Below are 19,382 nucleotides of genomic sequence, written 5' to 3'. Positions count from 1 at the left end.
CCGGGCGATACTTTGCCGCCATGCGCGGGGGAGAGGTGATCGCCGGGCGATTCGAGCTTGAAAAGCTCGGAGGCGCCGGTGGAATGGGGGAGGTTTACCAGGCGCGCGATCGAGCGTCCGGCGGGACCGTCGCCGTCAAGGTGCTCTACCAGCTCGACCCGCGGAACGCCGAGCGCCTGATGCGCGAGGCCGCGCTGCTCGCCGAGCTCGATCACCCGGGCATCTGTCGCTATGTGGCGCACGGGTGGACGGCGGAGGGCGCGCCCTACCTCGCCATGGAGTGGCTCGAGGGAGAGGACCTCGGCGCGAGGCTCTCGCGCCGCGATCTCAGCGTGGACGAGGTGGTCACGCTCGTGACGCGCGCCGCCGAGGCGCTCGCGGTCGTGCACGCGCGGAGGATCGTTCATCGCGATCTCAAACCCTCCAACCTGTTCCTCGTGGATCGCGACGTCGCGCGGGTGAAGCTGCTCGACTTCGGGATCGCCCGGTTCTCCGAGGCGACGCGGATGACCCAGTCGGGGATGATCGTGGGGACCCCCGCTTACATCGCTCCCGAGCAGGCCCGGAGCAGGACGGCGATCGACGCGCGCGCCGACGTGTTCGCGCTCGGCTGCGTGCTGTTCGAGTGCCTCACCGGCGTGCAGGCGTTCCGGGGCGACAGCTTCATGGCGACGCTGCTGAAGATCGTGCTGGAGGACGTCCCGCGGGCGAGCGAGCTGCGCGCGGGGGTCCCGCCGCACCTCGACGCGCTCTGCGCCCGGATGCTCGCCAAGAACCCGGCGGAGCGCCCGCGCGACGGCGCGGCGGTGGCCGCGGCGCTCGAGGCGGTCGGCCTGGGCGCGACGGTCTCCCTGGCGGCGGCGTCGGCGAGCTCGGCGCCCTCGTCGCCGCTGTCGCTGACCCACAGGGAGCGGCGGGTGCAGTGCGTGCTGCTGATGGCCCCCGGGCCGGGCGCGGCCAGCGGCGCGGGGAGGCCGGACGCGGAGACCGAGATCGCCTCGGCCTCGGACGAGGTGACCCGCGAGGTCGCCGGGCTCGGGTGTCAGCTCGACCTCCTTTTGGACAGCTCGATCCTCGTCACGTTCACGGGGACGGGCCTGGCCACGGATCAGGCGGTGCGCGCGGCCCGCTGCGCGCTCTCGCTGCGCAAGCACGCCGGCGACCGGCCGATCGCCCTGGCGACGGGCACCGCCGAGCTCTCGGGGAGGCTGCCCGCCGGCAACCTCATGGACCGGGTGGCGCGGACGCTGGCGCAGCCCGCGCCCGCCGCCGCGCACGCCGCCGGGCAGGCGCGGCCGATCGCGATCGACGAGGTGACCGCGGGGCTGCTCGACGCCCGCTTCGACGTGGTCGAGACCGACGCGGGCCTGTGGCTCCACGGCGAGCAGGCGCTCGCGAAGGGCGCGCGGACGCTGCTCGGCCGGCCGACCGCGTGCGTCGGGCGCGACTGGGTGATCGCGGCGCTCGAGGCGCTCCGCGCCCAGTGCATCGAGGAGTCGAGGGCGCGCGCGGTGCTCGTGACCGGGCCGGCGGGCATGGGCAAGTCGCGCATCGCCTACGAGATGCTGCTCCGCGCCCGCCAGCGCGAGCCCTCGTTCGCGTTGTGGGTCGGCCGAGGAGACCCGCTGCGCACGGGCGCCGCGCTCGGCCTGCTCGGTCAGGCGCTGCGGCAGGCGTGCGGCGGCATCCAGGACGGGGAGCCGATCGAGGCGCGCCGGGACAAGCTCCGCGCCCACATCGGCAGGTATTTCGGCGAGGCCGACGCGCAGCGCGTGTCGGAGTTCCTCGGAGAGCTCCTGAGCACGCCGTTCCCCGACGAGGAGAGCCTCCAGCTGCGCGCCGCGCGCGGCGACGTCCGGCTCCTCGGCGACCAGATGCAGCGGGCCTGGGTGGATTTCCTCGCAGCGTCGTGCGACGAGCGCCCCTTGCTCCTCGTGCTCGAGGACCTGCACTGGAGCGACACGCCGACGGTCCAGTACATCGACGAGGCGCTGCGCCGCGTCCGCGACAAGCCATGGATGCTGCTCGCGCTGGCGCGCCCGGACGTGCACGAGCTGTTCCCCGGGCTGTGGGCCGAGCGGGGGCTCCAGGAGATCCGCCTCGAGCCGCTGACCTCCAAGGCGAGCGCGCGGCTCGTGCGGCAGGTGCTCGGCGATCGGGTGAGCGACGCGACGCTGGAGCGCATCGTGGCGCAGGCCGAAGGCAACGCGTTCTACCTGGAGGAGCTGATCCGCGCGACCGCCGAAGGCGACGTGCGCGACGCCCCGGAGACGGTGCTGGCGATGGTGCGGTCCAGGCTCGAAGGGCTGGACGACGTGGCGCGCCGGCTGCTGCGCGCCGGGAGCGTGTTCGGGGACGTCTTCTGGCGAGGCGCGCTCGACGCGCTGCTGGGCGGCGCGGGCGGCGCGGGCGGCGCGGGCGGCGCGGGCGGCGCGGAGATCGACGGTCACCTCGCCCGCCTGGAGCGGCTGGAGTGGATCGTCACCCGGTCGGCGTCGAGGTTCCAGGGCGAGCGGGAGATCGCGTTCCGGCACGCGCTCGTGCGCGAGGCGGCCTACGGGATGCTGACCGAGGAGGATCGCGCGCTCGGGCACCGGCTGGCGGGGGCGTGGCTCGAGCGCGCCGCCGAGCCGTCGGCGGCGGTCATCGCCGAGCACCTCGATCGCGGCGGCGAGCGCGCGCGCGCCGCGGAGCTCTACCAGAGAGCGGCGGCGCAGGCGTTCGCCGCGAACGACTTCGGCGCGGTGGTCCAGTGGGCCGAGCGCGCGCTCTCGCTCGGGGCGAGCGGCGAGGCTCAGGGGGAGCTGCTCTTGCTGCGGGCCGAGGCGCGGAGGTGGCGCGGGGATCTCGCCGAGTTCGGTCGCTGCGCGCAGATCGCGCTGCGGGTGCTGCCGAAGGGCACCGCGGCCTGGTACGCCGCGCTGTCCGAGGCCGGGCGCGCGGCGAGGCACCTCGGGCAGCCCGAGGATCTCCTCCAGCTCGACGCGGCGCTCGCCGACGCGTGGCCCGAGGGGCAGGCGTCCGCTCCGGCGGTGACGGCGGCGGCGTCGATCGCGCTGGACCTCTTGCTCGCGGGCCTCCACGACCGGGCCGAGGCGCTCCATCGGCGCATCGAGGCGGTCGCCGAGCGCTTCCGCGACGACCCGAGCGTGAGCGGGCCGATCTACCGGCAGCGCGGGATGCGCGAGCTCTTCGCCGGGCACCTCGACGAGAGCTGCGCGATGGCCGCGCAGGCCCTCCGTTGCTACGAGCAGGTCGGCGATCTGCGGCGGGCGTGCATCGAGCGCTGCAACCTCGGGTTCCGGGAGTCGCTGCTCGGCGCCTATGCGGAGGCGATGGCGCGGCTGCGCGCCGCGGTCGCGGAGGCCGAGCGGATGGGGCTCGACTACGTGCTCGGCTTCACGCTGCACGATCTGGGTCGTGTCCTCTGGCGCACCGGCGCCCTCGAGGAGGCGCGCGTGGTGCAGGCGAGGGCCGCGGCGCTGTGCGCGGCGCAGGGCAGCCGGCGCGGGGAGGGCTGGTCTCGGACCTACCTCGCGGGGATCCTGCGAGACGCGGGCCGGCTCGACGAGGCGGAGGTCGAGGCCCGCCGCGCGGCGGCGCTGCTGGAGACGGCGCAGCAGGCCCAGGTCGCGGCCCGGGCGACGCTGGCGTCCGTGCTGCTCGCGCGCGGCAGGTCGGCCGAGGCGCTCGCGGAGAGCCGCGAGGCCGTGGCGCAGCTCGCCGCGGTGGAGAGGGTCGAGGAGGGGGAAGCGCTCACCCGCCTCGTGTACGCCGAGGCGCTCTTCGCGGCGGGGGATCACGCCGGGGCGCGCGCGGCGATCGCCGAGGCGCGCGAGCGGCTGCTTGAGGTGGCGATGCGGATCGCGGATCCCGGGATGCGCGAGAGGTTCCTCCGCGATGTGGAGGAGAACGCGCGGACGCTGGAGCTCGCGCGGGCGTGGGTCGACCAGGGGGCGGGTGGGGGGGCAGCGGAGTGAGGTCGGCGGGCGGCGAAGGCGCGGCGTGCTCGGACGTCGAGCGAGCTTCTCTGCCGCCGGCTACGGCGAGCTCGGCGCGGCGCGTCCCTCGCATCGGTCCCACCCCTCGGGCGGCTCCGGAACGCCGAGCGCTGCGAGCACGTCACGCGCGTTTCTTTGGATTTCGGGTGGCACGGTGGTCGAGGGTGTCCAGGCCGCAAAGAGGGCGCGGAGCTTGAGGGCGTAGGGTTCCGCGTCGAGCGTGGCTTGATTGCCCTCCCCCTGGGGGGCTCGCTTCGTCTCGGCGACCACCTCGAGATAGGCATCGATACACCGGAGCATCTCCTCGCGGCTCGGGAGGCTCTTGGCCTTGGCGATGACCCGCGGGGCCGCGAAGGCCGCCATCGTGTTGGCGAACCCGGCCGTCGCCATGGCGTGGTTCCTCGTGCGGTCCATCATGGCCTCTGGCTGCGCGGGATCGGCGCGCGCCGGCGCCTCCTCGCCTCCTTCGCCGGCAGCCTTCCCGCCTTGGCTGCCCGTCACCTCTCCGGCACCGCTCGCGCTGCGCGACTCGGCGGGCTCCGGCGCGCTGCCTTCACGGGTCGCGCAGCCTGCCGCGAGCGCGGAGAGGGCGGCGGACAGCGCGGCGGCGCCGGAGATATTCATCGAGCACATCGTCGGCATGGGGCGCTCCTGGCTTGAGATCAACGCTTGGATTGCTTCGGCGGCCATTGGCCTTTGAGGATGGCGGGTACCCCCTCGGGCCAGAGAAGCGAGTCCTCCAATTTGATCCCGCCTGCCTCCGGGTCCTCATAGGCGTCCCACCCGCACGCGGGCGCCTTGATGCCCTCGTGCTCGATGAGCGCCCGAGAGATGTCCACGATCTCCTGGGGCAACTCAGGCTGCGTCCACTGCTCGAAGAGCTCGCGCAGGCGCGTCGCGAGCGGCAGGCGCCGTTCGTAGTGCACGGGTCGGAACTGCGGCGCCGCGTAGTGAGCGCCCTTCTTCACGTAGGAGAGATAAACGTCTAGCAGGCGCAGGATGTGTTCGCGAGGAGGCACGCGGCTGAACGTCTGGTAAATGCGCGGCGCAGCAAACGCCGATAGCCAGTACGTGACATTGATGACATCGGTCTCATCTTCGATGTCCTCCCTGCCATCGCCACTCGTGAACGTGAGGGTGCTCCCATCCTCAAAAGTAACTTTCATTGCTCGTCGCTCACCAATAGGTACAATGAGGCTTACGATGGCCCCAGCGTGAAACTAGGATGTACGCTCCTGCGACGAGGCTGCCGTGCTTGAGGCAGCCGTAAGCGCACCAGGACTTGAAGATCAGGTTCCCCAGTATCCATGGGCACCACGGACACTGAGCGTCACCACAATGTGTCACCATGCAGAACGCCTGTTCGCCGTTGTAGGGACACTCGGTCGTCTGAGGGCACGCATATGGCTCGTTGAAGCACGCGAAGTCTGGATAGACCCCATCGTTCGCAGCCAGCGTAACGGCCTCCGGGGTTTCCCTCCAGGCGTGCGCCGCATCCCATCCGGCTGGTGCGTATTGCTCGATCAGCGACTCGATCGCCGCTGGATCGAGCGCCGCTGGATCAATGACTTGGGCTTCGACGAGGCTCGCGACCATCACCGCCGCGTACGATGTCGCCATGGTCTTGAGGGCGAGCTCCTGGGGATCGACCTTCAGCAGCTCCTCGTACGCCTGCTCCTCCGGGGACAGCGGCTCGTCGCCGACCTCATCGGGCGCCGAGCCGCCTCCGGGCTCACTCTCCTCGTCAGGGCGCTCCGCCGGCTCGTTCTCCGCGGGCGCGTCTTCTATCTCGTCTCGGTCCGCCGGTCGGAGGTGGATGGTGCATGCCGGAACCAGCGCGGCAAGGATGCTCCCTGTCAACACCAACGCGAGCGCTCGACGCGTCCACAGCTGCATGTTGCCCCCCTCGACGCGGAGCATTCTACGGACGCTCGTGGGGGCGCATCCATGGACGCCCCTCCCGATCGACGTATCAGGGATCTCCTGAACCTCCGCGCCTCTTCGTCGCGGATCGGCGTGCGCTGTGCGAACCGCAGCGGGCGCGCCCGCGCGCACATCGAGACGGCCCCGGCGGTGCGCCGATGGTCCCCTCCGCCGTGCTCAGAGCACGTCCGGCGCGGGCGGCGCGGCGGGGCTCGGCTTGACCTTCGCCTTCGTCTTGCGGTGCGCCAGCCCCAGTCGGACCAGGAAGTCGCGCCGCTTGATGAAGGCGCGCGCCGTCTCGGACCATTCGCGGTACCAGGCGTGGAGCGCGCGGAGCGCCTCGAGGTGCTCCTGGCTGTCGACGACCGCCCGCTCGGCGCCGCCGTCCTCTGCGCCCTCTCCCTCCTCGGCCGCCGCCCCGCCGCCCGACGCGATGTCGACGAGCTGCCGCAGGCGGCTGCGCTCTTCCTTGGTGATCCCGCGCTTCGCGATCGTCTCCAGCGCGGCGTGGTCCTCCTTGCGGGTCGCCTTGCGCTTCGGGCTCTTCTCGAGGGCGTCGAGCCGATCGAGCAGCGTCTTCACGGACACGACCGCGGCCGCGCCCGCCTGCGCGGTGAGGTTGTCGAACACGAACTTCTCCTGCGCCGGGTGGCGCCGCTCGAGCGCCGCGCGGATGAACCGGAAGTACGGCTCGTCCCACGCGTCCAGCTCGGCGACCGCCTTGCCGACCTCGGCGTCCTCGACCTCGTCGGGCTCGCCGGTGCCGAAGCCGGAGGCGCGGTGGAGCAGTTCCCAGCCCTCCCTGTGATCCTCGTCGGTGTAGCCGCGCTCCCGGAGGAGCGCGCGGATTTGCCGGTTCTTGCCCGCCGCCGACAGGAACCTGAGCGCGCGGCCCGGCACCTCGGCGAGGACTTGCCGGCTCGGGCCCTCGCCGTCGATCTCGATGTCTGAGCTCACATCCACCTCCCGGACGGAACGAGACCACGTGGTGCTCTGGCTCGGCAAGGCGGCGGCGCGGCTCGGCACGAACGCGACGCTCGCCGAGAACATGCCCGGCGCTTGACCGAGGGCATGTCGGCCGGCGCGGAGGGCATGCGGGGCGGTCCTGAAGGCCCAGGGGCGCGGAGCTGAAGGCATGTCGGTCGGGCCCGAGGGCGTCGCCGGCGGCCTGGAGGGCTGGACGGCCGGGATCTGAGCCGGATTTGGCGGTCCCGAGGGCATGTCGGCCGGACCGACATGCCTCCGGAGCGGCCGACATGCCCTCCGGGGCGCGAGGGGTGGCCTTTCGGCTCGCCCGACAAGGCCTCCGGCAGGTCCGACATGCCTTCGAGAACGGCCGACATGCCCTCCGGAACGCGGCGGGTGGCCTTCCGGACCGCGCAACAGGGCTTCCGGAGGGGCGACGGCGCCCCTGCGCGGCGGGGCGGGTGTCCCCACATCGGACCGGCCCGCCCGGGATCGCTTGCCCCCGCTGAGCGGCGGTCAATCGCAGGTCCGGGTGACCGGGTCGCAGAAACAGGAGATGCACTCGCTGTCCCTCGAGCACGTCTCGCCGCCCAAGGAAGAGCCCGTACACGAGGGGTCGGGCGGCGCCTCGGGGCAGAAGGATTCGCCGAGGCCAGCGGCGCCCGAGCAGTCGCCGCACGCCAAGTTGAGGCAGTCCGCCGTCGCGATCGAAGTGAACGAGGCGGCGCCGCAGTGCGCGGGGCTCGTGCAGGTCTCGACCGAGTTCCCCTGGTAGAGGCAGCCGACGAGGCAGGAGCAGTTCGTATCCTCGGAACAGGCTCGGTATTGATCGCAGCAAAAGACCTTGGCGCACCCGATGCAGCTATCGTCCGCCGTAGTCAGCTCGCAGGACGTGACCCCCTGGGGTCTGTACCTGGGCGGCTTGAAGATCAAGGGTGCCCTCGTGTCACCGGTGTTCTTGCACGTCGTACCGACGATGTTCTGGTCCTGCAGTTTCAATTGGAATATTGCATCCCTGTTCGCTTCAGCGATCGCGGATTGCATATCGGCGGCGCACACATGGTTAACATAGGTCATGTGACACGCGGTCGCCCGGATTGTACATTCCCATCTGGTCTGGCCACCGACGCACTGTGGAACCATGTCGCACGCTGGCAGGACTGAGATTAGAGAAACCCAGGCTCAGGGCCGACCTGCGTCCACCAGATCCGACGGTTTTAATCCCAGCCCGTTCTGTTGACACACGCAGACCCCTTCCCGTATTTTTTCGTGCCAGACGCATAAGACTCCATTGGGCGGTGGACAGCTCATCGAGAAACACTCCTCGTGGTAGTAGCATCTGGGATTGTCACGATTTTTATACCAGAACCATTCCCGATCGGCGTTACACCCGACCAACACCAGTGCACTAGCGGCGAGGATGGCGCAGCTCTGACGGTACATTTTTGTCTCTTCTGGTCCTCGAGTCCCAAGTTGCGCACTGGTAGGTTCTAAAGTGTGATGAGGACCGGCTCAGGGCGGACCCGCATCCACCGGGTCCGACCGCTGCAAGCCGTATCGCTGACACACACAGACTCCGTTATACTCTTCTTCGTGCCAGTGGCAGAAGACCCCACGAGGAGGTGGACAGTTCATGGACAAGCACTGCTCGTGATAGAGGCACCTGGGGTTGTTCCGGTGTTGGTAGAAGAACGCCTCCCGCTCGGCCCGGCACCTGATGGAAGGCAGCACGAGGGCCGCGACGAAGGCGGCGCATGGCGGCGCCTTCAGCGCGGCGCCGAGCCATGCCTTGCGGAGCTGGCCCTCCGCGACCCTGTCGAACGGACGAGAGAACGCCCTCCGCAGGCCACGCCACGCGGCGACACCCCTCCACGTGCGACGACCGATCACGCGGAGGGAAACGAGAATGAACGCCGGGAGGAGAACGGCGAGCGCAGCGATCACTCCCATGGCCACCCCTGGGCGCACGCTAGGCACGCGCCGCTTCGCCGGTCAACCGGCTTCTGCCGTGCCCGCGCGCCCGGTCCTCGACGGCTCGCTTCCCGGCTCGATAGCTTGCCGTCGTATTTTAAGGAGAGGCCCTCGCGCGCCCCTCAGCGCGAGGCGACGTCCCGCCCGCGGTCCTGCGCGGGGAACGGGTTCGGCCACACCGGCAGGAGCGCCTGTCGGTACACGGTGAGCCGCAGCAGATCGATGCCCGCGATGGCGCCGAACGACACGGCGTCGTCGGTCCCGTAGCTCCCCTGGAGCGACAGGCTGATCCCGAGCGGCGCCCCCAGCGTCAGCGCGCCGGCCACGCCGGTGGAGCCCGCCCCCCAGAAGCGCTGGTAGCCGCCCACGTCGAGGGCGAGGCCGAGCTGGCCGGCCTGGAAGCCGCGCGTCGCGACCCGGGCGAGCAACGCGAGATCGATGCCGCTGTCGAGGAGGGGCGTCGCGCGCACGAGGCCGCCCACGATGACCGGCGCGTCCGGCGTGGTCCCGACGCCGACGTCGAGCGAGAGCGCGCCGTCGAGGACGAGATCGCGGTCCCCCTGCTTCCAGCCGACCGCGCCGGCGCCGACGAAGGTCCACGCGGAGGCGTCCGCGCGCGAGGGCGAGGACCAGGCGAGCGGGGCGAGCAACGCCCCGAGGGCGAGGAGACAGGCGATCGGCGAGCGCACGCGAGCGAGCTACCACGAAGCGCCGAGCGGCGATAGGTCAGGGCGCGCCGCCCCGCGGTGGCCGACAATGACCTGACGAACGGGAATGTGCCGGGATCGATGTCGAGCGGCGTCCCCTGCGCCCCTTCCGAGAGCGCGCGCTCGCCGCGGCGGAGCGCCCCGTCGAAAAGCTGCGATGTGTCGGCGAGCAGCGGTGTGATGCGCTTTGCCAGCGGGGTGAGCTCCTCGAGGATCACAAAATGCATGAGCTCACGGCGCAGGCGCATCCGATGGCGCCCGTGGACGCGGCATCGAAACATTTGGGTTCGCTTCGGGTGACGAATCGCGGAGCTCATATTTTTCTTGAATGCGGAGCACCCCGAGCGCTATGTAAGGTGTTCTTCCCAACACAGTCGACCTACTGCGCGCACACCAGGGGCGCGCGCGAACAACGGTGACGAGGCACAGGCGGAGACGACGCCTCGTTGGGGCTCTGCGGTTGAATGCGTCCACGTTGCTGCGGGACGCTCTGCAGCGCTTTCTTTCATAAGGAGCTCTTCGGTGAAACATCACGATCCATCATTCCTGCGCGCGCTGGGACGCTTCAGACCCTCACGCGCGCCTTGGCGGAAATACTTCCTGCTGATGGGGGGCACCCTCTTCAGCGCTATCGCGACCGGCGCCTCCTGCAGCTCGAACGCTCCGGACGAGGAGCTGCACGGCAAGGCGAAGCTCGCCCTGGAGGGCGACCCGACCTGCGTCACCATCCAGCGCGGGACACCCGGCGCGGTCGAGGACGCGACGATCTGGGAGAACTTCCCGACCTGGAATGACAACACGGTGTCCCTCCGGACGGGCACCCTAAGCGAGTTCGGCCTACGGCACGTCGTCCTCAAGTTCGACCTCTCGCCGGTGCCCGCTGGAGCCACGGTCGTCTCCGCGACCCTGCGCCTGCGCCAGATCTACCGGGATGACGTCAGCACCAGCACCATCAACATTCACCGGGTCACGTCGGCGTGGTCCGAGTCGACGGCGACCTGGGCGAGCCTTGGGAATGGCAGCGCCTTCGACCCGGCGATCGCGTCGTCCTTCCAATCGCTCCCCGGCGCGGGGACGCGATCGGCGGACTTGACCGCGCTCACCGCGGCATGGCTCGCGGAGTCTGTCCCGAACCACGGCATCCTGCTGGAGGAGGCGCCGGTCCTCACGACCGAGTTCCGCAGCAGCGAGGAGCCGCAGATCGCCGAGCGGCCGAGCCTGGAGGTCTGTTACACGGAGTCGTCGAGCTGCACCGGCACGCTCGACGACGGCGACGCGTGCACGACCGATACCTGCGACCCGGTGCTGGGTATTCTGCATACGCCCATCGCGACCGACGACGGCGATCCGAGCACGATCGACCTGTGCGACCCGGCGACCGGCGCGGTGACGCACGTGGCCTGTCCGGCGCTGGACCCGACCGTGACCACGCGGCTCATCGACGCCGTGGGCTGCATCTACCAGGGGCCGAACGCGCCGCAGACGGGCGTGACCGCGACGATCGCCCCGGCCTCGGTGGCGGTCGTCAAGGGCAAGGTCGCGACGCGGGCGGGCGTCCCCATCTCGGGCGCGAAGGTGAGCGTGCTGCACCACGATGCGGGGGACGCGGAGAGCTACGGGCAGGTCCTCACGCGTGCGGACGGCGCCTTCGAGCTGGTCGTGCGGGGAGGCCAGCCGCTCACGATGAAGTACGAGAAGGCCGGCTATCTGCCGGTGCAGCGGCAGGTGGGCACCCAGTGGCAGCGCTGGTCCGAGGCGCCCGACGTGGTGCTGATCGAAAGCGATCCGGTGGTGACGCCCGTCGCGCTGGGCAGCGCGGCCGGAGCGCAGGTGGCGCGCGGGAGCGTCCAGACGGATGAGAGCGGCACGCGCCAGGCGACGCTGCTCTTCCCCTCGGGCACGACGGGGACGATGACCGTGCCGGACCTGAGCGGTCCGCCGGGAGCGACGATGACCGTGGCGCTGCCGGCCGAGGTGCACGTGCGCGCGACCGAGTACACGGTCGGGCCGAACGGCCCCGAGGCGATGCCGGGGACGCTGCCGCCGACGAGCGGATACACGTACGCGGTGGAGCTCGGGCTCGACGAGGCGGTCGCTGCCGGGGCGACGAAGGTCGAGTTCAACCAGCCCATTCCGTTCTACGTCGAGAACTTCCTCGACTTCCCGGTCGGGATGCACGTGCCGCTCGGCTATTATGACGCCGAGAAAGGGGCATGGGTGCCGGCGAAGGACGGCCGCGTCATCGAGATCCTCGCCGTGAGCGGCGGGGTAGCGTCGGTCGATATCGACGGCGACGGCGCGGCCGACGACGCGAGCGAGCTCGACGCGCTCGGGATCAGCGCTACGGAGCTCGGGCAGCTCGGCGCGCACTATGCGGTGGGGACGAGCCTCTGGCGGTCCCAGGTCACGCACTTCACGCCGTGGGACTGCAATTGGCCGTTCGGCCCGGGCCCCGGCGCCGGGCCGCCGCCGAGCGGTCCTGGCGGCGGCAGCGGCAGCGGCAGCGGCGGCTCCGGCGGCAGCGGCGGTTCCGGCGGCAGCGGCGGCTCCGGCGGCAGCGGCGGCTCCGGCGGCTCCGGCGGCGGCGGCGGCTCGGACCCGGACGACCCCAACCGCGAGTGTGGCTCCATCATCGAATGCGAGACCCAGACGCTCGGAGAGCGCTTGCCCATCGTCGGAACGCCGTTCGATCTCCGCTACAAGAGCGATAGAACCGCCGGACGCAATCGAGAGCTCTATCGCCTCTCGATCCCCCTCACGACATCGTCCGTACCCTCCACCCTCGAGCGGATCGAGTTCAAGGTGACGGTGGCGGGCAGGACGTTCGATTTCAGCGTCGACTGCCCCTGCTCGCCCGACCAGCAGTACACGTTCGAGTGGAACGGTCGAGACGCGTTCGGGCGCTTGGTCCGCGGAGCGCAGCCGGTCACCGTGGACATCGACTACGTATACGACGCCTATTACTATGTGCCTTCCGAACAGGGAATGATGTCGGGCGGCGGCTCGGGCGGCGGCTCGGGCGGCGGCGGCGGTCTCCGGTCCTTCGGGGTTCCCTCTGACGTGCTCATCACGGGAAACCGCGCGCGGGAGGAGATCTCCCTCGGCAGACGCTGGGAGAGCACGCTCGGCGGGTGGACCAACGGCACGCCTGCGCTCGGCGGCCTAAGCTTGAGCCATCATCACGTCTTCGATCCCAGCACGTCCACGCTCTACCGCGGCGACGGCTCGCGTCGCACCGGCCGGAACATGGTCTCCATGCTCCGGCGCGTCGCCGGCAAGCCACCTCCTCCTGCGAGCAGCGCCACCGCCGAGGGAGCCCGCGCCGAGAGGGTGCCTATTGCTTTCTCTTCCGGAATCGCCGTCGGTCCGGATGGAAGCATCTACTACTCCGAGTCGGGTAACGATCGCATCCGCAAGATTTCGCCAGCCGGCTTCGTTACCACGATCGCCGGCGTCTACGCGCAGGCCGGATTCAATGGAGATAACCAGCCTGCGACACAGGCTTTGTTGGACGATCCTCGGCGGCTCACGATCGGCCCCGACGGCGCCATCTATTTCATCGACACGGGCAACCGCCGCGTCCGCAAGATCTCGCCCGATGGAATCATCACCACTGTCGCAGGCAATGGTCTATCGGGTACTCGACCGCCCGACGGTGCGCTTGCCACTTCCGGCTCTCTGAACTCCGTGGGCACCGCGAGTGGCCTCGACGTTTCCAGCGATGGTAACCTGTACCTGGCTTTCGACCAAGCTATCCGCAAGGTGGCGCCTGACGGGATCATCACGACGGTTGCAGGCTCATATAACACCGTGACTTTGGTCAGCACCGGCGACGGCGGCCCCGCTGTCCAGGCCCGACTCTTTGGGATTCGGGACATGGCGCTTGGGCCGGACGGATCGATATACATCTCGGATCTATCCGAATATTCGGGAGTTGGTGCCCGGATCCGGCGGATCGATCGCAGTGGGATTATTGACAAAATCACGGGCACCGTCGAGACGACCACATCGGAGGACGGGGTGCCCGCGATCTCGGCTTCGATCGGTGTTCCCGGCTCGCTGGCGGTCGGACAGGACGGCAGCGTGTACTTCGCCGCGGTGTCCCGCCCGCCGCAGGCAGCCAACCTCATCCGGCGCATCTCGCCCGCTGGGGTACTCACTACGGTCGCCGGCAACCGAGCTCCTCGCCCTTGGGATTGCTACGCCTGCGGCCTTGGCGGTCCCCCGACCGCGGTTTGGCTACTGCGAATGATGGATCTGGCAATTACTCCAGATGACAGCCTGATGTTCATCGATGGCGAGGACAGCTCCTACTACATCGGCCGCGTCGACATGGCGCTCGTGGGCATCAAGGGGGCCGACATCGCCGCCGCCATCGCCATCGCGAGCGATGACGGGACCGAGGTGTACACCTTCGACGAGCAGGGGAGACACCTCACTACCCGCGACGCGCTCCTCGGCACCGTGCGCTACACGTTCGGTTACGACTCCGTGGGAAGGCTGGTGACCATCACCGATGTCGATCAGCAGGTCACGACCATCCAGCGCAACGCGAGCGGCGAGCCGACGGCCATCCTGGGGCCGACGGGGCAGAGCACCTCACTCACGCTCGACGCCGAGGGCAACCTCTGGACGGTCACGAATCCGGCAAACGAGACGACAACGCTCCTGTATTACCCGGACAGCGGCCTCCTCCGATCCCTGGAGGACCCGCTCGGGCGGCTGCACGAGTTCGAGTTCGACGCGGCAGGACGCCTCATCAGGGACGAGGATCCGGCGGGTGGCTACAAGCAGCTCACCCGGACCGAGATGGCCTCGGGTCACCGCGTGACGATCACGACCGCGATGGGGTTGACCCGGGGATATGAGATCGCGACGCTCCCGGACGGAAGCAAGCAACGCATCCGCACCGGATCGGACGGGCTCTCGACGGTGGAGCAGATCAGCACGAGCGGAGCCAGGACGATCACGGCGCCGGACGGAACCGTGACCTCCGTCGAGGTGCAGGGGGACCCGCGCTTCGGCATGCAGTCGCCGATCGTCAGCAAGGAGGTTACGACCAGCCCCCTGGGACGAACAAAGCAGGTTACCCGGTCGCGATCGGTGGTCCTCTCGGATCCGACCAACGCGCTGAGCGTGACCTCGTTGACCGATGTCATATCGAGCAACGGGCGCGCGTCCTCGCGCGTGTTCAACCGGGCGACGAGGACGACCCTATCCACCTCGCCGGCGGGGCGCCAGTCATCCACTGTACTGACGACCACAGGACGAATTCAACGCTACCAGGCGCCCGGAATCCTGCCGACCGACTTCACGTACCATCCAGACGGTCGGTTGCACACCCAGTCTCAAGGCTCCAGGACCTGGGCGTATACCTTTGAAGACAACGGCTGGCTCACGACGGCGATCGATCCGCTGCTCAACGGCGTCTCGCTCCTTCACGACGCGGTCGGCCGCATCACGCAGATGACGAGGACGGACAGCCAGGTGGTCGGGACCACCTACTACCCTGGTGGGCGCGTGCATACGGTGACGCCTCCGGGGCGTCCGGCGCACACGTTGAGCTACAATCCAGCCGACCTGCTGGAGGCGTACGTGGCGCCGGCGCTCGGCGCCGTGTCCGGTGAGGCGTCCTGGTCCTACGATCTCGACCAGCTGCTCACGAGCTCGACCCGCGCCGGGGAGCCTGCAATGACGTATGTCCGGGAGCCATCGACAGGCCGTGTCAGCCAGATGGTCTTGCCGCTGGGGATGGGTACGGTGGCCTTCGGCTACAGCCCGACGACGGGGAAGCTCGTGAATCTGAGCGGCCCCTCGGGGGTATCGCTCGCCTACGGCTACGACGGAGCGCTGCTGACGAACCGGACGTGGACAGGCGATGGATTCGGTGCCGGCTCGGGCACGGTGCAGTGGACTTACAACAATGACTTCCGCGTCGACAGCGAGAGCATCAACGGCGGCGCGGCGGTCAGCTTCGGGTACGACAACGACGGCCTCCTCAATCAGGCCGGCGGCCTCTCACTGTTCAGGCATCTGCAGAACGGGCTGTACACGGGCAGCAGCATCGGCGTCGTGAGCGACACGGTGACCCCGGACGGCTATGGCGCCGTGGCGACGTACGCCGCACAGGTGAGCGGCTCGACGATATACCAGGTGACGTATACGCCCGATGCCCTAGGACGCATCGAGAACCTGACGGAGACGATACAAGGGCAAACGCACGCTTACGAGTATGTTTACGACCTCGTCGGCAGGCTTACTGACGTGTATCGTGACAGCGTGCTCACGGCACACTACGACTACGATGAGAACGGAAACCGCTCGGCGCGAACCTCGTCGGGCGGGACGGAGGTAGGCACGTATGACGACCGGGATCGGCTCCTGAGCTATGGGGCCAAGACCTACGCGATGAGCCCGGCGGGCGACCTCGCGAGCGTGACCGACACGGTCACGGGACAGACGAGCACCTTCACGTACGACGCGCGCGGAAACCTCCGCCATGTGGCGCTGAGCACCGGCGACGTGATCGAATACCTGGTGGATGGGAGGAACCACCGGATCTGGAAGGAGAAGAACGGCGTGCTGGTGCAAGGATTCCTCTATCGCGATGATCTGCGGCCCGCGGCGGAGATCGACGCCACGGGCGCGGTGGTGGCGCACTTCGTCTACGGCCGGAAGCGCAATGTTCCAGATCTCATCCTGAAGGGAGGGGCGACCTACCGGGTCCTGACGGACCACCATGGGAGCCCGCGGCTGGTCGTGAACACCGCGACCGGGGCGATAGCGCAGCGCATGGATTACGATGAGTTTGGCCGCGTGCTCCAGGACACGAACCCAGGGTTCCAGCCGTTCGGCTTCGCCGGCGGGCTGTACGACACGGACACGAAGCTGGTGCGCTTCGTGGCGCGAGATTACGACGCGGAGGTTGGGAGGTGGGTGAGCAGCGATCCCATCCTCTTCCGAGGAGGGAGCTCCAATCTCTACGAGTACGCGGGCAGCGATCCGATAAACAAGCGTGACCCCAGCGGGCTAACCACGTTCACTTGTCGAAAGCCGCTCGATTTCTTCGGGAACACGGACGACGCTGAAAACCTGAAGAGCGGACCGGACTCATGGGATAGCAACCCATTCTATCACCAGTACATTTGCGTCTTGCAGGGAGGCGATATGATTTGCGGAGGTCACGCGTCGGCGGGTGATAGAATGTATGGCACTGGTGCGCCCTCCAAGGATCACTTCGTTGACCAACGGTGCGAGGAGATCGAGTCCGACAACACTTGCCTTGAATCCTGTCTGGCTACTGCCATACTGTCGCCCGATCGCCCCCAATACGGACTTATCGGCCCCGATACCAACTGCCAGGAGTGGGCGGACGAGACGCTCGCGAGGTGCCGCCACTACTGCCCGTAGCGGAGAGCGTGATCGGCATGTTGCCCTTCTTTTTCAACTGCACGGGGTTCATCGTGGCTACGGCGCTTACATTCACGGTCGAAGCGGTCGAGCAGTGGCGGCGATCGCGCGGCGTCGCGGTCACGATGCTGCGGAATCTCGCGGTCGCCAAAGTGGCCTCGCTCAGCGTAGCTACGCTCGTTATCCCAGGCGTGCTTCTGGGCGTCGCTGCCGTGGGCGGTTCGAGCTCGCCCTTGCCAGTTCGCCGCGTGCTCTACGCGGCGACTGGAACCGTGTTTCATCACAATAATCCGTGGAGGTGGACGGGCCGGATCGCGGTGTGTGCCACTCTTCTGTGGATGGTGTTCTCCGTGCTCTGCATGCTGCGCGTCGAAGCATGGTGCTTACGGATGATCTGCCGCGGTCGCGACGGCGCTTTCACAGAGCAGCTCATCCGCATGGCACGCAGGGCGAGCCTCCGAGGAGCTCCTATAGCGATCGGCACCACTATCGCCGTCTGGCACGAAGTGGTGTTTGGCGTGTGGTGACGAAATGCCACGTCTGGGGTGTTGAAACCCCAGACGTGGCAACCATGCACGTCCGGGCAGCCGTTCCGTCGGACGACGCGGCGGGTCAGCGCGCTCGTTCCGGCGAGCCGCGGTCCCGCCCGCTCAGGCGAACGCGTTGCGCCGCACGATGGTCGCCTCGCGGTCCGCGCCGACCGGCACGCCCGTCTCCTGCTCGACCAGCTCCACGTACTGCCGCGCCGCCGCCGGCAGCTCCATCATGGATCGGGCGCCGTCGGTCGGCTCGCTCCACTCGGCCCCCCGACGACGACGTGACGAACGGGAACGTGCCGTAATCGACGTCGAGCAGCGTCCCCTGCGCCCCCTCCAGCAGCACGCGCTCGCCGCGGCGGAGCGCCCCGTCGATAAGCTGCGACTATGCATCCGCGACAACCGAAGGACCCTCGCTTCCCGGCTCCTCGGCTCGATGAGACGCCGTCGTATATTAAGGAGAGGCCTCGCGCGCCCCTCACCGCGAAGCGACGTCCCGGCCCCGCTCCTGCGCGGGGAACGGGTTCGGCCACACCGGCAGCAGCGCCTGTCGGTACACGGTGAGCCGCAGCAGATCGATGCCCGCGATGGCGCCGAACGCCATCGCGTCGTCGGTCCCGTAGCTCCCCTGGAGCGACAGGCTGATCCCGAGCGGCGCTCCCAGCGTGAGCGCGCCGGCCACGCCGGTGGAGCCCGCCCCCCAGAAGCGCTGGTAGCCGCCCACGTCGAGGGCGAGGCCGAGCTGGCCGGCCTGGAAGCCGCGCGTCGCGACCCGCGCGAGCAACGCGAGATCGATGCCGCTGTCGAGGAGGGGCGTCGCGCGCACGAGGCCGCCCACGATGACCGGCGCGTCCGGCGTGGTCCCGACGCCGACGTCGAGCGAGAGCGCGCCGTCGAGGACGAGATCGCTGTCCCCCTGCTTCCAGCCGACCGCGCCGGCGCCGACGAAGGTCCACGCGGAGGCGTCCGCGCGCGAGGGCGAGGACCAGGCGAGCGGGGCGAGCAACGCCCCGAGGGCGACGAGGCAGGCGATCGGCGAGCGCACGCGAGCGAGCTACCACGAAGCGCCGAGCGGCGATAGGTCAGGGCGCGCCGCCCCGCCGCTCGACGATCCGCCGCGCCACGAGCGCGGCCACCTCGGGGTCGAAGAGGAGCGTGTTGTGCCCGCGCGCCTCCATCACGCGCACCTCGAAGCCCGGCAGCGCGTGCGCGATGGGCGAGCGGACCAGCGTGTCGGCCCCCGCGACGATCGACAGGTGCGGGATGCTCGAGCGCGCCGTCCCGAGGAGGACACGCCGGAGGAGCGGGCTCGAGGCGTCGAGATCGCGGGCGCCCCCGAAGCCGAGCAGCGCGGCGCGCGGGATGCCGCCGAACGGGCTCGCCATCGAGATGGTCTGCACGATCCGCGGGTCGCCGACCTCCTGCGCGAAGAAGCGGCACACGATGCCGCCCATGCTGTGGCCGACGAGGTGCAAGCGCACCCCGCCCGGCAGCGCCGCGACGAGGGTCGCGAGGCGCGCCGACAGCTCCTCGACGCCAGGCCCCGGTGCGTACGACATCGTCGCGGTGTGTACCGCCCCCGACGGAGGCTCGGCCCGCGCCGGGACCGGCAGGCCTCTCGCCCGCGACGCGGACGCGTGGCGCTCGATCGCCGTCCGCAACGGCCGGAGGACGCCGGCCGACGCGAAGAGGCCGTGCAGGATGATCACGACGTCGTCGCCGTCGCGCGTCCCGGCAGGGATCACCGGCGCGAGGGTGTCGTACGGCAGGAGGACCGCCTGCCGCGCGAACGAGGCCACCTCCCTGCCAGCGGTCGCCGCGAAGGCCGACGCTCGGAACCACCTCACCACACGGTGGCTCTTACCACG

Annotated in this window: 11 protein-coding genes and 2 pseudogenes; 4 read left to right on the top strand and 9 right to left on the bottom strand. The window is 69.5% G+C overall.

Annotation, left to right across the window (positions count from 1 at the left end; genetic code table 11):
* Nucleotides 1–83: 83 nt before the first annotated feature.
* Complete coding sequence (locus tag WME98_RS36525; protein WP_437946276.1) at nucleotides 84–3,980, top strand: serine/threonine-protein kinase; 3,897 nt, start codon at nucleotides 84–86, stop codon at nucleotides 3,978–3,980.
* Nucleotides 3,981–4,040: 60 nt separating this feature from the next.
* Here WME98_RS36525 and WME98_RS36520 read toward each other — a convergent pair whose 3' ends face one another.
* The 4 genes from WME98_RS36520 to WME98_RS36505 all read right to left on the bottom strand — a co-directional run bounded on the left by WME98_RS36520 (nucleotide 4,041) and on the right by WME98_RS36505 (nucleotide 6,881).
* Nucleotides 4,041–4,625: a hypothetical protein gene (locus tag WME98_RS36520; RefSeq protein ID WP_437946275.1), complete on the bottom strand. Its 585-nt coding sequence runs from the start codon at nucleotides 4,623–4,625 to the stop codon at nucleotides 4,041–4,043.
* Nucleotides 4,626–4,663: 38 nt separating this feature from the next.
* Nucleotides 4,664–5,167, bottom strand: coding sequence for a hypothetical protein (locus WME98_RS36515; protein ID WP_437946274.1), 504 nt, complete (start codon nucleotides 5,165–5,167; stop codon nucleotides 4,664–4,666).
* A 10-nt stretch (nucleotides 5,168–5,177) separates the two neighbouring features.
* A complete protein-coding gene (locus WME98_RS36510) occupies nucleotides 5,178–5,921 on the bottom strand; it encodes a hypothetical protein (protein WP_437946273.1) in 744 nt (247 codons plus the stop codon).
* 180 nt (nucleotides 5,922–6,101) lie between these two features.
* A complete protein-coding gene (locus tag WME98_RS36505; protein ID WP_437946271.1) occupies nucleotides 6,102–6,881 on the bottom strand; it encodes a hypothetical protein in 780 nt (259 codons plus the stop codon).
* 565 nt (nucleotides 6,882–7,446) lie between these two features.
* Between WME98_RS36505 and WME98_RS36500 the strand changes: the two genes are divergently transcribed.
* Nucleotides 7,447–7,665 (top strand): hypothetical protein, encoded by a 219-nt coding sequence (locus WME98_RS36500; protein WP_437946270.1) that lies wholly within the window; start codon nucleotides 7,447–7,449, stop codon nucleotides 7,663–7,665.
* A 1,318-nt stretch (nucleotides 7,666–8,983) separates the two neighbouring features.
* Here the strand turns inward: WME98_RS36500 and WME98_RS36495 are convergent.
* Both WME98_RS36495 and WME98_RS36490 read right to left on the bottom strand, forming a co-directional pair.
* Nucleotides 8,984–9,550, bottom strand: a complete 567-nt coding sequence (locus WME98_RS36495; RefSeq protein ID WP_437946268.1) for a hypothetical protein — start codon at nucleotides 9,548–9,550, stop codon at nucleotides 8,984–8,986.
* Between the two features lie 50 nt (nucleotides 9,551–9,600).
* Nucleotides 9,601–9,783 (bottom strand): annotated as a pseudogene (locus WME98_RS36490) (adenylosuccinate synthetase); the annotation flags it as partial.
* Between the two features lie 109 nt (nucleotides 9,784–9,892).
* On the opposite strand from WME98_RS36490, the gene WME98_RS36485 reads away from it, so the two are divergent.
* Both WME98_RS36485 and WME98_RS36480 read left to right on the top strand, forming a co-directional pair.
* Nucleotides 9,893–16,978 carry a DNRLRE domain-containing protein gene (locus tag WME98_RS36485; protein ID WP_437946266.1) on the top strand — a complete coding sequence of 2,362 codons (7,086 nt, stop codon included), beginning with the start codon at nucleotides 9,893–9,895 and terminating at the stop codon, nucleotides 16,976–16,978.
* Nucleotides 16,979–16,986: 8 nt separating this feature from the next.
* Nucleotides 16,987–17,505 (top strand): hypothetical protein, encoded by a 519-nt coding sequence (locus tag WME98_RS36480; RefSeq protein ID WP_437946264.1) that lies wholly within the window; start codon nucleotides 16,987–16,989, stop codon nucleotides 17,503–17,505.
* A 274-nt stretch (nucleotides 17,506–17,779) separates the two neighbouring features.
* Here the strand turns inward: WME98_RS36480 and WME98_RS36475 are convergent.
* The 3 genes and pseudogenes from WME98_RS36475 to WME98_RS36465 form a co-directional block, all read right to left on the bottom strand.
* Nucleotides 17,780–17,893: pseudogene (locus tag WME98_RS36475) on the bottom strand (adenylosuccinate synthetase); the annotation flags it as partial.
* A 99-nt stretch (nucleotides 17,894–17,992) separates the two neighbouring features.
* On the bottom strand, nucleotides 17,993–18,559 hold the full coding sequence (locus tag WME98_RS36470; protein WP_437946263.1) for a hypothetical protein: 567 nt from the start codon (nucleotides 18,557–18,559) through the stop codon (nucleotides 17,993–17,995).
* Between the two features lie 37 nt (nucleotides 18,560–18,596).
* On the bottom strand, nucleotides 18,597–19,361 hold the full coding sequence (locus WME98_RS36465) for an esterase/lipase family protein (RefSeq protein ID WP_437946262.1): 765 nt from the start codon (nucleotides 19,359–19,361) through the stop codon (nucleotides 18,597–18,599).
* Nucleotides 19,362–19,382 lie beyond the last annotated feature (21 nt).

The sequence above is a fragment of the Sorangium sp. So ce296 genome, assembly GCF_051529605.1.
In the GTDB taxonomy this organism is placed as follows: Bacteria; Myxococcota_A; Polyangia; order Polyangiales; family Polyangiaceae; genus Sorangium; species Sorangium cellulosum_D.
This window is presented reverse-complemented; position numbering and strand designations above follow the sequence as displayed.

Excerpts from the sequence above, each read along its gene's own strand:
- WME98_RS36525 (WP_437946276.1), top strand. The coding sequence starts at position 84 with ATGGGGGAGGTTTACCAGGCGCGCGATCGAGCGTCCGGCGGGACCGTC.
- WME98_RS36520 (WP_437946275.1), bottom strand. The coding sequence starts at position 4,625 with ATGAATATCTCCGGCGCCGCCGCGCTGTCCGCCGCCCTCTCCGCGCTC.
- WME98_RS36515 (WP_437946274.1), bottom strand. The coding sequence starts at position 5,167 with ATGAAAGTTACTTTTGAGGATGGGAGCACCCTCACGTTCACGAGTGGC.
- WME98_RS36510 (WP_437946273.1), bottom strand. The coding sequence starts at position 5,921 with ATGCTCCGCGTCGAGGGGGGCAACATGCAGCTGTGGACGCGTCGAGCG.
- WME98_RS36500 (WP_437946270.1), top strand. The coding sequence starts at position 7,447 with ATGCACTCGCTGTCCCTCGAGCACGTCTCGCCGCCCAAGGAAGAGCCC.